The organism is Gemmata sp. SH-PL17 (genome assembly GCF_001610855.1).
In the GTDB taxonomy this organism is placed as follows: Bacteria; Planctomycetota; Planctomycetia; order Gemmatales; family Gemmataceae; genus Gemmata; species Gemmata massiliana.
Window position 1 is genome coordinate 7,838,451 of sequence record NZ_CP011271.1, and the last position, 12,419, is coordinate 7,850,869.

The 12,419-nt window shown below is 64.6% G+C and carries 17 protein-coding genes and 2 pseudogenes; 11 read left to right on the forward strand and 8 right to left on the reverse strand.

Annotation, left to right across the window (positions count from 1 at the left end; all coding sequences use genetic code 11):
- Nucleotides 1–65 precede the first annotated feature (65 nt).
- The 3 genes from VT84_RS32615 to VT84_RS32625 all read right to left on the reverse strand — a co-directional run bounded on the left by VT84_RS32615 (nt 66) and on the right by VT84_RS32625 (nt 2,196).
- Entirely contained in the window at nt 66–821 is a 756-nt protein-coding gene (locus VT84_RS32615) for a GP88 family protein (protein ID WP_082842482.1), read from the reverse strand.
- Nucleotides 822–1,218: 397 nt separating this feature from the next.
- Complete coding sequence (locus tag VT84_RS32620; protein ID WP_082842483.1) at nt 1,219–1,749, reverse strand: hypothetical protein; 531 nt, start codon at nt 1,747–1,749, stop codon at nt 1,219–1,221.
- A 75-nt stretch (nt 1,750–1,824) separates the two neighbouring features.
- Nucleotides 1,825–2,196, reverse strand: coding sequence for a hypothetical protein (locus VT84_RS32625; RefSeq protein WP_082842484.1), 372 nt, complete (start codon nt 2,194–2,196; stop codon nt 1,825–1,827).
- Between the two features lie 460 nt (nt 2,197–2,656).
- On the opposite strand from VT84_RS32625, the gene VT84_RS32630 reads away from it, so the two are divergent.
- From VT84_RS32630 to VT84_RS41425, 3 genes and pseudogenes are all read left to right on the forward strand, one after another.
- A complete protein-coding gene (locus tag VT84_RS32630) occupies nt 2,657–3,226 on the forward strand; it encodes a hypothetical protein (protein ID WP_082842485.1) in 570 nt (189 codons plus the stop codon).
- Between the two features lie 64 nt (nt 3,227–3,290).
- Nucleotides 3,291–3,386 (forward strand): annotated as a pseudogene (locus tag VT84_RS42570) (WD40 repeat domain-containing protein); the annotation flags it as partial.
- A gap of 552 nt (nt 3,387–3,938) precedes the next feature.
- Nucleotides 3,939–4,172: a WD40 repeat domain-containing protein gene (locus tag VT84_RS41425; RefSeq protein ID WP_239465531.1), complete on the forward strand. Its 234-nt coding sequence runs from the start codon at nt 3,939–3,941 to the stop codon at nt 4,170–4,172.
- Between the two features lie 31 nt (nt 4,173–4,203).
- On the opposite strand, the gene VT84_RS32640 is transcribed toward VT84_RS41425, so the two are convergent.
- Complete coding sequence (locus tag VT84_RS32640) at nt 4,204–4,509, reverse strand: hypothetical protein (RefSeq protein WP_082842487.1); 306 nt, start codon at nt 4,507–4,509, stop codon at nt 4,204–4,206.
- Complete coding sequence (locus VT84_RS32645) at nt 4,506–4,691, reverse strand: hypothetical protein (RefSeq protein WP_082842488.1); 186 nt, start codon at nt 4,689–4,691, stop codon at nt 4,506–4,508. The genes VT84_RS32640 and VT84_RS32645 overlap by 4 nt, the downstream gene beginning before the upstream one ends.
- Nucleotides 4,692–4,876: 185 nt before the next feature.
- Between VT84_RS32645 and VT84_RS32650 the strand changes: the two genes are divergently transcribed.
- From VT84_RS32650 to VT84_RS32675, 6 genes are all read left to right on the forward strand, one after another.
- Nucleotides 4,877–5,266, forward strand: coding sequence for a hypothetical protein (locus VT84_RS32650; protein WP_082842489.1), 390 nt, complete (start codon nt 4,877–4,879; stop codon nt 5,264–5,266).
- 108 nt (nt 5,267–5,374) lie between these two features.
- Nucleotides 5,375–6,283, forward strand: coding sequence for a hypothetical protein (locus tag VT84_RS32655; RefSeq protein ID WP_082842490.1), 909 nt, complete (start codon nt 5,375–5,377; stop codon nt 6,281–6,283).
- 188 nt (nt 6,284–6,471) lie between these two features.
- Nucleotides 6,472–6,978 (forward strand): HNH endonuclease, encoded by a 507-nt coding sequence (locus VT84_RS32660; protein WP_082842491.1) that lies wholly within the window; start codon nt 6,472–6,474, stop codon nt 6,976–6,978.
- 109 nt (nt 6,979–7,087) lie between these two features.
- A complete protein-coding gene (locus VT84_RS32665) occupies nt 7,088–7,336 on the forward strand; it encodes a hypothetical protein (RefSeq protein WP_082842492.1) in 249 nt (82 codons plus the stop codon).
- A complete protein-coding gene (locus tag VT84_RS32670) occupies nt 7,333–8,079 on the forward strand; it encodes a sigma-70 family RNA polymerase sigma factor (protein ID WP_082842493.1) in 747 nt (248 codons plus the stop codon). The genes VT84_RS32665 and VT84_RS32670 overlap by 4 nt, the downstream gene beginning before the upstream one ends.
- Nucleotides 8,080–8,138: 59 nt before the next feature.
- Complete coding sequence (locus VT84_RS32675) at nt 8,139–8,351, forward strand: hypothetical protein (RefSeq protein WP_082842494.1); 213 nt, start codon at nt 8,139–8,141, stop codon at nt 8,349–8,351.
- A gap of 83 nt (nt 8,352–8,434) precedes the next feature.
- Here VT84_RS32675 and VT84_RS32680 read toward each other — a convergent pair.
- From VT84_RS32680 to VT84_RS32690, 3 genes and pseudogenes are all read right to left on the reverse strand, one after another.
- A pseudogene (locus VT84_RS32680) lies at nt 8,435–8,911 on the reverse strand (N-6 DNA methylase); the annotation flags it as partial.
- 7 nt (nt 8,912–8,918) lie between these two features.
- The gene (locus VT84_RS32685) at nt 8,919–9,908 is read right to left on the reverse strand and encodes a transposase (RefSeq protein ID WP_082840381.1); all 990 of its coding nucleotides are present in this window, start codon (nt 9,906–9,908) and stop codon (nt 8,919–8,921) included.
- An 11-nt stretch (nt 9,909–9,919) separates the two neighbouring features.
- On the reverse strand, nt 9,920–10,783 hold the full coding sequence (locus VT84_RS32690; RefSeq protein ID WP_204249673.1) for a class I SAM-dependent DNA methyltransferase: 864 nt from the start codon (nt 10,781–10,783) through the stop codon (nt 9,920–9,922).
- A gap of 119 nt (nt 10,784–10,902) precedes the next feature.
- Between VT84_RS32690 and VT84_RS32695 the strand changes: the two genes are divergently transcribed.
- Nucleotides 10,903–11,160 (forward strand): hypothetical protein, encoded by a 258-nt coding sequence (locus VT84_RS32695; protein WP_082839551.1) that lies wholly within the window; start codon nt 10,903–10,905, stop codon nt 11,158–11,160.
- Entirely contained in the window at nt 11,157–12,203 is a 1,047-nt protein-coding gene (locus VT84_RS39810) for an ISKra4 family transposase (protein ID WP_162271929.1), read from the forward strand. Before VT84_RS32695 ends, VT84_RS39810 begins: the two co-directional genes overlap by 4 nt.
- Nucleotides 12,204–12,419: the final 216 nt, after the last annotated feature.

Below are 12,419 nucleotides of genomic sequence, written 5' to 3' on the forward strand. Positions count from 1 at the left end.
CGCAACCTCCGCGGGTAAGGATGAACAGCGACCGGGACGGGGGCGGCAGGGGCGAGACGATTTGCTCAGACGGTGTGGAGCGGAACGCGCCGGGGCGAACTGTACCCGGCGAACCCGGCCGCCCGGAGGAGCCGAGCGGCGCGTGACGCGGAACTGCCACTCGGCTGCTGGCCGTGGAGGAGCAGCGCGAAGTCGGGGCCGTGGGTCATCGCGTGCCGGTCGTCGTGGTCGAGTTCAAGGCCCAGGGTGCGGGCCTCGGCCGGCGAGAACACGACCCGGGCCGACCGGAGCTGGTGCCGACGAATGAGGTGGTCCTCACGTCCACCCCAGCTCGCCGTCGGGACCACGTTGTGGAGGAGCCCGGGCTCGTGTCCGTTCCCCACCTCGACGAGATTCTCCGCCCAGAAACCGAGCGACTTTGTGTACCAGTAGAGGAGCGTGTTGGGCCGCTCGCGGGCGACGTCGAGCCAGGACCGCATGTAGGCGCGACTGAAAAAATCGCCGCTGTCGTGGATACGAACGAACCCGGCATACGGGCTCAGGCTGTCGAGTACGAGCCGAGTCATTTCAGCGCCCGACCGGCACGCGCGCAGCAGGGTGTAGTTGTGCCACCGGGCACGCCGAACGGTCGTCATCCGGGCCTCCATTGTCGCGGCGTAGCACCGGAACTGGACGCCCGGCCCGTCGGTGATGGCACCAGTGGTTCTATTGGCCCGGCTCTGGCATGCCTGTGCAAACGGGCACGTGTGGCCGGCCGGGAGGCTGAACGTGAGAATCGCGCGGTCGAGTTTTGCGTTGCCGGCGCCGAACTTCAGCGGCACCCTGGCTGGTCCCCCTGGAACTCGAACGGAAGCACGGACCGCCTGCACTGCGGTAACGTGATGGTCCGCTTTCGACATTGTGAACCTCCTGCTGAATCAAAAAGAGCGAGCCCGGCGAGCCCGGCGAGCGCTTCTCGCTCACCGGACTCGTTCGTGTGTGACGCCCCTCGTGTTTGGCGCGTGATTGATGGCCCGGTCGCCCGTGGCTCAAGGGCCCGCATGCAGAACTGACGTGGCTCTCGTATCGAGCCCGTTACACGCCCTCGGCTCCCGATTTCGCGCTCGACTCGCAGCAGGGAGCAGTGCGCTCTCCTCGCGTGCCTGTGGTGTTCGAGCCGAATAACGAAGAAGCCCACGGCACGGGCCGCGGGCTTGTGTCGTTCGTGTTGTGCGCGCTCTACTGACTCTCCTGCTTCCACGATTTACGCGCCGAGGCGATGGCCGCGTCTCGCTGCCGGGCGAGTGCCGATGTCGTCGCCCGGACCGTCGCCGGCTTACCGAATGCGGAACTCACGGGCGGCCGCACTTTCTCGGGACCGCTCCCGCCCGCGACCACGGGCACGCGCACCCCGACTGCGAAGTGCCACTCGCTCACGGCGAAGTACTCGACCAGCTTGGCGAGCGCGTCAGGCGCGCCGAGGCACTGGTACGCGGTCGGCGCCAGCTCTGTTCCCGGGATGGATTTCCCGGTCCGGGTGGAGAACTGTCCCGCGCCATACTCGCACGGGGCTGCCAGGATGCCGATGGCGTGGCAGTACCGAACGAAGTCGCGGCGCACGTCCGACGGCTTTCGCCCGTGAATGTGGGCCAGGCGCACGATTATTCCCGGCGCCGAGATGGTGCGCGTCAGTTCCGCGCCGCCGTCGGTCGTTTCCCTTTCGGTCCGCCGCATAATGCGGACGATGGACCCGCGCGGGTCGATGGGCATGTCGGCTCCGTTTTGTTAATGGCGAAGAAAAGGCCCCGGACCGGAGTCGGGCGAATACGCGGTCGCGTCCGTGGTCTAATGGATGGTCGGCACGGTCGCGTTCGTGGCCGGTGCTGGTGATTCGTCCTTTCGCCAGGAGCGAGGCCGTTCTGCTGAAGGTGCGGGGGGCTCGACCGGGGTGGGTGTGAATCCCAGTACGTGGCACGTCGCCGAGCGCGCGGCGGCCCCGAACACGTTCTTCGCGCTCATCGTTAGAACCCGGTCCTCGTCGGTCTTCACGCGGACGGCCAGGTTCACTCCCTTCTCGGCCGCGTTCGCGAACGCTTCCGGGGTCACGTCGGTCGGCATCTGGATGAGCGCCACGACCCGGGTCTGGCTACCGACCTTGACGCGGGCGCTGGCTTTGGATTCCCGGGCACCGAAAATCGCGCTCAAGAAATCGTCCATTGTTGTTCCCCCTCCCGGTATCATTGCCCGGGGCTACGACCTCGCGACCGACGAACGCACGGGGGGTGCGTTGCCCTCGCGAGGAGCTTGCGACCCGCCCAGCGCCCTACACGGGCGCCGGCTCATCGGCATCGCGTCCGGGTTGCCGCCCGGTCGGTCCGGGAGAGTTGCCCCCTGGCACCCACAAAGGGCGCAGGGGAAGGGGTACCCCCCATTTTTCTGTTCGCGGCGGGAAGTGCGGTGGCGGGCCGCTGGGCCGGAGGGGGTTCAGGCGAAGTAGGTCGCCGATTTTCAGAACGTGTCTCGGCTAAACCTAAACGTCTCAGCTAAACCTCATTCCTGCGTGAAAGCGGATACGGTTCTGCGAACTCTCGGTACCGATGTGTCCGAAGTTCGGTCCCGTCGATGAAACACGTTCGGTCGCGGTTTCGGAACACCTTCCTGCTCAAGGGATTGAGCCATGTCAGACGAAGAGCTGGCCAAGCACCTGGGTATTTCCGCACTCCGTGCCGGTGCGAGCCCGGTCGGCCGAGACGGCACCAGACAGGTTCTCGCCTGGTGGACCGTCCGTGTGGAACCGAGCTTCGCCCCGGCCTGGGTGGTCGGGGCCGTCCACGAGCAGGAACTTCGACTCGGTCCGGTGGTGTGCCGAGGGTTTGTGGCCGATGCCGACCGGGTGGCGGTCACCGCTCTTGATACGGACGATGTTCTAACCGCCTTGGAGGCGCTGAACCCATTTCGGGTCGAGCCGATTCGCTGGCCGATGGCGAGCTTCGGTGCTCGGGAGGTGTGGGTGCAGACGCGCTCGCTCGACGGGCTCGGTTACCTTCTCCAGTGGGGTACCAACGCGACCGAGGGTCAGTTCCGGTTCTCGAACCCCCAAGCCGAGTGGCTCATCGCGTTCGAGCGGATTCTCATGGGCTTTGCCCGACGTGTCATCACGACTACCAAGGTCGAACCGTTCGACGAACATCTTCAGACCTGGGCCGAGTACCGAGAAAAGGTCGATGACGAATCGCTTTTGGGATAAGCAGGTTGTTGATGAAGGCGCGAATCGCCAGTTGGTGCCGCCTCCAGGTGAAGGATGAAATCACATGTTGGTGTTGGAAGGGCACGAGAACCGCGTAAACGACATTGCGTTCTCACCTGACGGTCGCCGCCTGGCTTCCTGCTCGACGGACGGCACCGTCCGTATTTGGGACCTAGTGACGGGCGCGGGAGATGTCCTCTATCGGATTGACGAGCTCTTGCCGACGGGGAAGCTTGACAGCGTCGGCTTTATAACAGGAACTGCCCTCGCGGTCCGACCACAGTGGCAAGGGCTGCAAGTCTGGGACCTGAACACGTGGACGTGCGCCACGATGCTCGTAGACCACCCCAGCCCTGCGGTTAACGATTTCTCAGTTTCGCCGGACTGGTCCCGCGTCGCGATAAGGGGATGGGACGCCACGTCAAACGGATGTGTGATTCGGACGTGGAACACACATAACTGGTCCGAAGAGTTCGCACATCCATCGCCCGGATGTTACGCGCATGGCGCTCTCGCGTTCGACCCGTCTGGTACACGATACGCTACGGCCGAGGGCGTGTCCGATGCGCGCACCGGGGCCTTACTATTCAAAGCTGATTTCCCGGGTCACAGACTTACGTGGTCACCGGATGGTGCTTTCGTCGCGGGAACCGAGTATTGGAATCTAGCTTTTCGGATTTTTCGCGCAGCTAACGGGGCTTTTATCCGGGCCGTGAAACTCGACCGGAAAGTGATTCAGGACTTCGCGTTCTCGGCTGACGGAACTCGACTCGCGGTGGTCAGCAACGAAGAGATGGTGCGCGTCTGGGACACGCGCACGTGGGAGGAAGGACCGGTGCTCTCCTGGGGCATCGGCAAGCTCAAGTGTCTGGCGTTCTCACCGGACGGAACCCGCGCGGCCTGCGGCGGGCACCGGGGGGCCATCCTCGTGTGGGACTGGCAGTAGTACGGCGCCCGTCGTGTAGCCCGGACCAGCTTCACCTCCAAACGCGGTGAATCGTCAGGCCTCGGCTCCGAACGTGGTCCGTCGCGAGGAACTCGACCAGCCCTTCGAGAACCCGACGCGCCGATTCGTCAACGCGCTCCGCGTCGAGAGCCCGGCGCAGGTGCTGGGCAAAGGGGCCCACGTCCCGGCGGTCGAGCCCCCCGAGCATGTTAGGACGAAATCCGCTCTTCTCGACCAACGAAACGGCGAGCCGGAACTCCGGCTCACCGAGCTTGAACACCTTGTGCCGGTCGTCGAACGTGTTGGGCGACAACCGGACCTCGTGATTCTCCTTCATTGCGCCCCCTCCGGACACGTGCCCGAGTTCTTCGTCGCATCGGCACTCAGGATTCGGTCCGCCGCTTCGCGGACCAGGTCCGCCCATGACAGGTCCGCTCTCTGCTCGACCGCCTTCCGCCGCGCGATATCTCGCAACCCCTCGACCTTTTGGGGGTCCAGCATAATCGCGTACCGTCTCATCTGCCACCTCGTGGTTCGGGTTTCACATGGGCTAATACACCGTCCTGGGTCCAATCAGCTATGTCGCACATCGAGCCCATCCGGGACATTCCTGGTCCCGGGGCGCGAGTGGTGTATTAGCTCGTGACGGCCCACTGGGCGTGTGTCCGGAGGGGCAGTTCGTTTCATCACCGAGAGGGCATTCGATGCGAGAGCGTGTTCTGTTGCGGTTTACGGCATTGCGATTCGTGAGCCAGGAAAGTGACCTGGATGAGCCGCCCCTAGAACGGACGTTGACGGTCACCCGGGACGTGTTTGACAACGCCGTCGCGCTCGCCAAGACCCAGGGGTGGAAGGAGCCGGGGCGCAAGATGCGGTGCCGGTACCTGTCCGTCGGACACGTCGGCCCGTTCGTGGACCACGTCCGACAAGCCCTGGCCGCGCCCGTAGTCGTAGCGGGTCGAGCGTCACCGGCGCGATTCTCCACGGCCCCGGACCTACGTTCCTTTTTTGCCCGCCCGGCGAACGCTCAGGCCCTGAACCGCGTGCTCGACCTGCTCGCCAACAAGGGCTCGCTGGTTGTGGAAGACCTTTAGCCCGCATCGATAACGGCCGACCGAGGCCGGGATGGCGGCATCGCTCGCGAATCTGCAAAGTGAGTCCCGCCCGGCCCGTTCACACACATCTGCCTAACGGGGTGAGTAATGCAATCAGTGATGGTATTGCAATCGGAACGCGCTGCGGGGCTCGACCGGGTCATCCGCTCGAACACCCGCGTGGTCCTCGCGTCGGTCGCTCGTGTGGGTGGGCCGACGGGTGCCCCCCAGTCAGTGACAGGCCGGTTCGCGACGGGGGCCGTGAGCGATTCGGACCTGCATCATCTGTCGACCGTCCTGGTGACCGTCGGGTGGAACAGAAACGACGATGTGTTCGACCGGGCCGAGACCTGGGCCGCGCGCCACACGCCGACCGACAAACAGCTCAACTACGAGCACGACGACCGCCAAATCGTCGGGCACGTCACGGCCAACCACGTAACGGACACCGAGGGCCGGACCATCCCCGACGACACGAGCCCCGGAAACTTGCCGGCCAAGTTCCACCTTGTGACCGCGGGAGTGCTCTACAAGCACTGGCAGACGCCCGAGCTCCAGGCACGTATGGACGCCCTCATCGCGGAAATCGCGCAGGGCAAGTGGTTCGTGAGTATGGAATGCCGATTTGCGGGCTTCGACTACTGCCTGAAGGACGCATCGGGCGGTGCCCGTGTGGTCGCACGGAACGAGGGAACGGCGTTTCTGTCCAAGCACCTGCGGGCGTACGGCGGGTCGGGTCGGTACGGTGAAAAGCGAGTGGGCCGCGTGCTCCGCAATATCGTGTTCACGGGTAAGGGACTGGTGCGCAACCCGGCCAACCCCGAGTCCGTTATCCTCGCCCCCGTGGCGGGCACGGCGAGCGCTGCGGTCGGTTCGGTGATTGCCACGTGGCTCCTCGACCGGGCGGCCGCGGGCCGTTCAGCGGTGCCCACGGTCGTGCCCCTTTCGCCCCCGTGCAACAGGACGCGCCGGTCCACTATCCAGGCCGACATCGACCAGTGCTTCGGTGTGGGGTAAGACGAGGCAAGTCGGCCGGAAATCGAATCACCCTTTCCTGCTCACTTCGATTTGCGCGGAAGCCGGTCCGCCCATTGGGCACATTTCCGACTTCGGGCGCGCGAAGGGCCGCGGCATTTCTGCGCGCCCAGAATTGAAGTCGTTCGGGCCATCCGGTGTACGGAGCTACCAAGAGGTAGCACGAACCAATGGTCGACGAACAGTGGCAAGACGTTCCCGGATATCGGGACTACCAGGCGAGCACCGAGGGTCAGATACGGAACCGCCGGAGCGGGCGCGTGCTGACCGGCACGATAACCAAGAACGGGTACCGCCAGGTGAATGTGAACCGGGGCGGGTATCGGGTGTGCGCGTTCGCCCACCGGCTCGTCGCTCTCGCGTTCTTCGGCCCCGCACCACCGGGCTACGTGACGAACCACCTGAATGCTAACAAGCTCGATAATCGCCCCTCGAACCTGGAATGGACGACCCCGGAGGGCAATTCCCAACACGCGGTGGCACTCGGGCTCTTTAAGCCCGTTCGGCTGTTCGGGGAGAAGAACCCCAACGCGAAGCTCACGGCCGACCGGGTCCGCGAGCTGAGGGCGCTCCGTCAGCAGGGAACGTCCTTCGCCGAACTGGGCCGAGTATTCGGGGTGAGCACGCGCTACGCCTATTTGGTTGCGAATCGGACGTACTGGAAACACGTCACGTAAGACCGCCCGGTTCGTCGAGCGGTTCCGCTCGCAATAAGGGCATCGCTCTTCTGGACCGGTTCAAACTCGCCACTCATTTCGGGTTGCGACATCCACAAGGAACAACAACATGGCACAGCTGACTCTGACATTCGACCTCGGCTCACAAACCGTTACGGGCGCGAGCCTCGGCGGGCGCGCGTTCTGCGGGGCGGACATCGTTTCGGTCATTCTGACCCACGGGCTCGCCCAGGTCCTCGACGGGACCGGCCGCAACCTGCTCGACGACTACGACGACGCGCTCGTTGACCTCACGCGTGCCCGGCTCGATGTAGCCCGGGCGTTCGGCCTCACGGACGACGAGGTGCTCTCCTCTTGAGCCTGCACTCGACCGTCTCCGAGCAGGAGTTCACCCGGACCGTCGACCAAATCGCCCGGCTCCTGTTTAAGAAGTTCGGCACCCTTCACGGGGGCCGGGATGATTTCCGTCAGCAGGTCGCTCTGTGGGCCCTGGAAGCCCTCCCCCGGTACGACCCGGGGCGGCCGCTCGACGGGTTTCTGATGCGTCACGTGCGGAACCGCGCACTGAACTGGAGCCGGGACCACTACTTTCGCCCGGAGCCTGCGTGCGTGCAGTGTCACTCCGGTTCGCCGTGCGGCCCCGATGGGACGCTGTGTCAGAAGCACGTGCTTTGGTTGAAGCGAAATGAGGCCAAAGCGAATCTGGCGCGGCCCGTCGGGCTCGAACGAGTCGGTGAACGGACCGGCCCGTCGACTGCCGAGGAGCACGCCACGGAGAACGAGCTCACGGAGCGCCTCGACGCGCAGCTCCCCATTGAGCTGAGGAGCTACTACTTACGGATGCTCGCGGGCGACCCGGTCGACACGACGCACCGCCAGAAGGTCCAGCGCGCCGTGGCCGAGATTCTGGGGCTCGACCTTCCTGCTCAGCCCGCTTCAGTTCGTCCGTCCCGTCAGGAGCACGAACTTACTGCTGATGATGTTCTCGAACCGGACGGAGTTGGTCACATCGTCGAAGAACGCAGCGAGCCGAGAAAGCTCTTGACCGTGCGCACTGAATCGGGATGTGCCGACCGAGGCGCGCTCGGGTGCAACCGGTAGTTAGACGATGTGGTCCGCGATTTGCAATTACACCTTCGCTTCGCCCACGGAGCGGAACCATGTCCGACACCACGATGCGCTCGTTCGTTAAGACGTACTTTCACCCGACCGGACGGTCCGGTCGTCGCAGAGCCGTATGGAAACAGGTGGCACTGAGGAGCTTGAGCGCGGCCGAGGAACTGCTCGACGATTTGGAACGGGTCGGGGCAACGGACCAACAGTTGACCGTCTTCAACGACAAGTTCGTCGTCCAGTGGCGGTCCGCCTGTTGATGACAAAGTTGCCCGCCTTTGGTTCGAGTGAGGTACATCACGGGGGACGTGACAAACCGGCGGACTGAACGACCGCGACCCTGCTAATCTCGATTTTTGAGTTTGCTGGCGATGGCCTGGAACTGCTCAAGGGCGGTTTCCAGGTCATCGGCGATTTCATCGGCCAGCACGTCCGGCTTGGGCAGGTCCTCGCTGTCCTCCAGGCTCTTGTCCTTGAGCCAGAAGATGTCCAAGTTCACCTTATCGCGTTTTGTTAACTCGTCGTGGTCGAACACCCGCCATCGCCCGTCGGGGTTCTTATCCGCGTTCCAGTTCTGCACCCGTCGGTGCCGTTCACTCGGCCGGTAACACGCTACGAACTCATCAAGGTCGGTCCGCCTGAGCGGATTCGTCTTGAGTGTGAAGTGCATGTTGGTGCGCAAATCGTAGACCCACAACTTGGTCGTCCACGGCTGCTCGCGACCTGGCTTGGCATCGAAGAACAGGACGTTCGCTTTCACGCCCTGAGCGTAGAAGATGCCAGTCGGAAGGCGGAGCAGGGTATGAACGTCGAACTGCTGTTAGGAGTTACGCAGTTGGCAGTCGGTAGACCGGTTGCGCGAGGAATTGGCGCACGGCCTCTCGGATGATGGCGAGTTTGGCGGCGAACCAGGTAACCCCGGTGTTGAACCGATGCCACTCCAACCGGACGAACGCGCGGAGAGCGAACCCGATGTGGTTCCGTTGCGCGCGCCCCATCCGGGTCTGGCACCGGTCCACCGCGGTGTGCTGTTTCAGGCCCCGGTGGAACTCCTCGATCCCCCACGCCCGCTCCGCGAACATCAACCGCGCCCCCTCGTCCATCGACAGGTCGTTGGTGATCCAGTGCTCCGTGCCACCGTCTGTGGTGGCGATCCGGAACGCTTTCACCCGACCGAACCCCTCCAAGTGCACCACCGTGCCGCTCGCCGCGATGTCGCATTCCTCGATGGGTCGGTTGCCCGTGCGGTCCGGGTTCACCTTGCGGTTGCACCGCACCTGGGTCACGAACGTCCACCCCAACGCGCGCACCGCTTTCAGGTTGTCCTTGCCCGAATACCAGCAATCGAAGCACACGCACCGGGGCGCGAGCCCGCGCCCGGCGGCCACCCGGAGCATGTCCCGGAACTGATCGTTCTTGGTGCCGTCCCCGGCCGCTTTATCAACGAGGCGGTAGTCGCACGGCCACAGGGCATCACCGTCGGTCCACAGGGCGGTGACCAAGTTGATGCCCGGAACCACGCGCTTGTGGCGCCCGGACCAGAACCGGCCCACCAGTCCCATGTGCCGGGCGAATGGTTTGTCCAGAACGGTGTCGTCGAACACCAGCACCCCGTCGGTGGGAAGCAACGGGCGCACTTCGTCCCACAGGGCCTCGGGTTCCGGTTCGAGGCGGTTCAGGAGCCGGGTAAAGGCATCGTGAGCCGGAGCATCGGGGCGAGCCGGTTGGCACCGCCCCATCTCGGTTGCCGTGCCCTCACCCGGTGTGGCGACCAGGAACGCGATATAATCCTCGGCGGTGGCGCGGGGTGGGTTCATGGGGTACCAACTTACCTGCACAAGCCACCGAACGTCACCCCCAAACGGCCAACTGCGTAACTCCTATGCTGTAACAGATTCGTTCGTACTTTCTCGCCCGCTCCACCCTCGAACAACACGTTGTCCGGTACCACGATGGCGCATCGGCCGTTCACCTTCAGCAATTTCCTTACGTGCTGGAGGAAGTTCAGCTGCTTGTTCTTGGTCGTGGTCCAGAAGTCCTGCCGCTCGTACGCGGAGTCTTCTTTCTCCAGTTCACCGGCGTCGTTCAGGATGGTGATAGTGCTCTTCTTCCCGAACGGCGGGTTGGTCAGAATCAGCGAGAACCGGTCGCCTGGGTCCGTGGCCAAGGAATCGGCACCCGATACGACCGGACACTTGTCCGGTTCGCCGGCTTTTGTCGGTCCCGGGTCGATGCCGTGCAGGTACAAGTTCATGATGCACAGGCGGGCCGTGTTCGGGACCAGCTCCCAGCCCTTTACGAACGCCGTGCGCAAGTGCTTCTTCTGCTCTTTGTCGAGTTCCTTGCCCTGGTGCTTCACGACATAATCGTACGCGCCCAAGAGGAACCCGCCGGTGCCGCAGGCCGGGTCGCCCACCGTATCGGATGGGGTGGGCTGAACGCAATCGACAATCGCCCGAATGAGCGGTCGCGGGGTGAAGTACTGGCCGGCCCCCTGACCGGCGTCGGACATGCTGCGCTCGATGAGCCCTTCATAGATGTCGCCTTTTACATCGGCGTCCATCGACATCCACGACTCTTTGTCGATGAAGTCCACCACGAGCCGGCGTAGAGTTTCGGGCTTCTCGATGACCGACTTCGCTCTCTTGAAGATGGCTCCGAGCATCCCCGGTTGTTTGGCCAGTTCTTGCAACGTCTTATCGTAGTGCTTCTTCAGCGCCTCGCCGTCCCTGGTCAGCAGGCGGGTGTCGCTGTAGATTTGGGCATCGGCTTGGGGTTATTCTATTTCACCCCATTTCATGGAGTGGCAGGATGCCCACGTTGACCGTCGAATACACCACGGACGCCGAGCGGATCGAACTCGAACGGGCCATCGCCTACGTCCAAGAGATGCGGCGGTTGGGAACGACGGCCGCCCACGGCACCGTACTCGAGGCCTGCGAGACCTTTGCATTGGGCACCGGTCGCCGGCTCCTCCGTGACAACCTCGCGGCCACCGTCCAGGCTCGCGCCGACCTGGAAAAAAAGTCGCCGGGTGGCGGTCCAAAGGGCGACACCGCCGGACGGTGACGACCGCCCTCGGGCCGGTCCAACTCGACCGCGAGTACTCGTGGTGCCGAGGTCACGGGGGCACGTTCCGAGCCGACCACGCCCTCGGGATCGAGGGCTTCCTCACCCGGCAGGCGACGCGGTTGCTGGTGCTGGCGGGCGTCGAGCACTCCTTCGCGCGGGCGCAACAGGTTGTGGCGGAGTTCTGCGGCTGGCAGGTCGACGACGAGGTGATTCGTCAGGCGACCCACGCCCAGGCCAAGCGGGCGGCGGCCGCGCGCCCCGGCCGGGGCGACGCGGGGCGGTTCGCGACCGCGAAAGGCGCGGTGGAGGTGCTGATCGACGCGGGCAAGGTGAACACGCGCGACGGCTGGCGGGACGTGAAGGTCGGCCTATTTTGCAAGCGAGAAGCGGGCGCGTCGGCCACTCCCGAGGAGTGGGACACGCGCACCTTGCCCGGCCCGACCGTTCGCACGGTGCGTGCGGCGATCGAAGGGTGTGGCGCGTTCGGTACCCGGCTGCGAGAGGAATCGGATCGGCTGGGCGTGACGACCGCCCGCGATGTGACGGTGCTGGGCGACGGGGCCGAGTGGATCTGGAACCTGGCGTCGGACCACTGGCCCCAGGCGGCAGGCGTTCTGGACGTGTATCACGCCCTGGAACACGTCGGGGACGCGGTGAAGGGCACCTTCGGGGACGCGACGGACGCGGCGGACGCGCCGGCGCGAGCCGGTCGTGCGGCGTTGGTGGCCGGGGGGAAAGTCGGTCTGGAGCGGTGGCTGGCCGGGGTGCTCGCGGCGGCACCGAGCGACGTCTCGACCGCTCCGTTGCTGGGGCTGGCGGCGTACATGGCCAAGCACCCGACCCGCTTGGATTACGCCCCGCGGTTGGCACGCGGGCAGAGTATCGGCAGCGGTGCGGTGGAGGGAACGATCAAGCAAGAGGTGAACTTGCGGTTGAAGCGAACGGGCGCGCGGTGGCGGGCCGAACACGTCGGCCCGCTGGTCGAACTCCGCGCCCTGAGCCACACACCCGATTGGCAAGCGCTCTGGGCGGCGGCGTAACCGCCCAAATCTACAGCGACACCCCAGCAGGCTCTGCCAGTTGTAATCGGCCGGCACGATTGGAGAGCGGTTGTATGGTGCCTTGGTGACCTCGTCGGCCATCTTCAGGAACAGGAGAAATGTGATTTCCTCCGTGTACGACAGGTACGGCACCCCGTCGTGCCACAGCACGGTGGCGAAGTTCCACGCCTTATTGACAATCCGCTGGGTGTCGCT

Coding starts and splice junctions, on each gene's coding strand:
- VT84_RS32620 (WP_082842483.1), bottom strand. CDS start 1,749: ATGCCCATCGACCCGCGCGGGTCCATCGTCCGCATTATGCGGCGGACC.
- VT84_RS32625 (WP_082842484.1), bottom strand. CDS start 2,196: ATGGACGATTTCTTGAGCGCGATTTTCGGTGCCCGGGAATCCAAAGCC.
- VT84_RS32630 (WP_082842485.1), top strand. CDS start 2,657: ATGTCAGACGAAGAGCTGGCCAAGCACCTGGGTATTTCCGCACTCCGT.
- VT84_RS32640 (WP_082842487.1), bottom strand. CDS start 4,509: ATGAAGGAGAATCACGAGGTCCGGTTGTCGCCCAACACGTTCGACGAC.
- VT84_RS32645 (WP_082842488.1), bottom strand. CDS start 4,691: ATGAGACGGTACGCGATTATGCTGGACCCCCAAAAGGTCGAGGGGTTG.
- VT84_RS32650 (WP_082842489.1), top strand. CDS start 4,877: ATGCGAGAGCGTGTTCTGTTGCGGTTTACGGCATTGCGATTCGTGAGC.
- VT84_RS32655 (WP_082842490.1), top strand. CDS start 5,375: ATGCAATCAGTGATGGTATTGCAATCGGAACGCGCTGCGGGGCTCGAC.
- VT84_RS32660 (WP_082842491.1), top strand. CDS start 6,472: ATGGTCGACGAACAGTGGCAAGACGTTCCCGGATATCGGGACTACCAG.
- VT84_RS32665 (WP_082842492.1), top strand. CDS start 7,088: ATGGCACAGCTGACTCTGACATTCGACCTCGGCTCACAAACCGTTACG.
- VT84_RS32675 (WP_082842494.1), top strand. CDS start 8,139: ATGTCCGACACCACGATGCGCTCGTTCGTTAAGACGTACTTTCACCCG.
- VT84_RS32685 (WP_082840381.1), bottom strand. CDS start 9,908: ATGAACCCACCCCGCGCCACCGCCGAGGATTATATCGCGTTCCTGGTC.
- VT84_RS32695 (WP_082839551.1), top strand. CDS start 10,903: ATGCCCACGTTGACCGTCGAATACACCACGGACGCCGAGCGGATCGAA.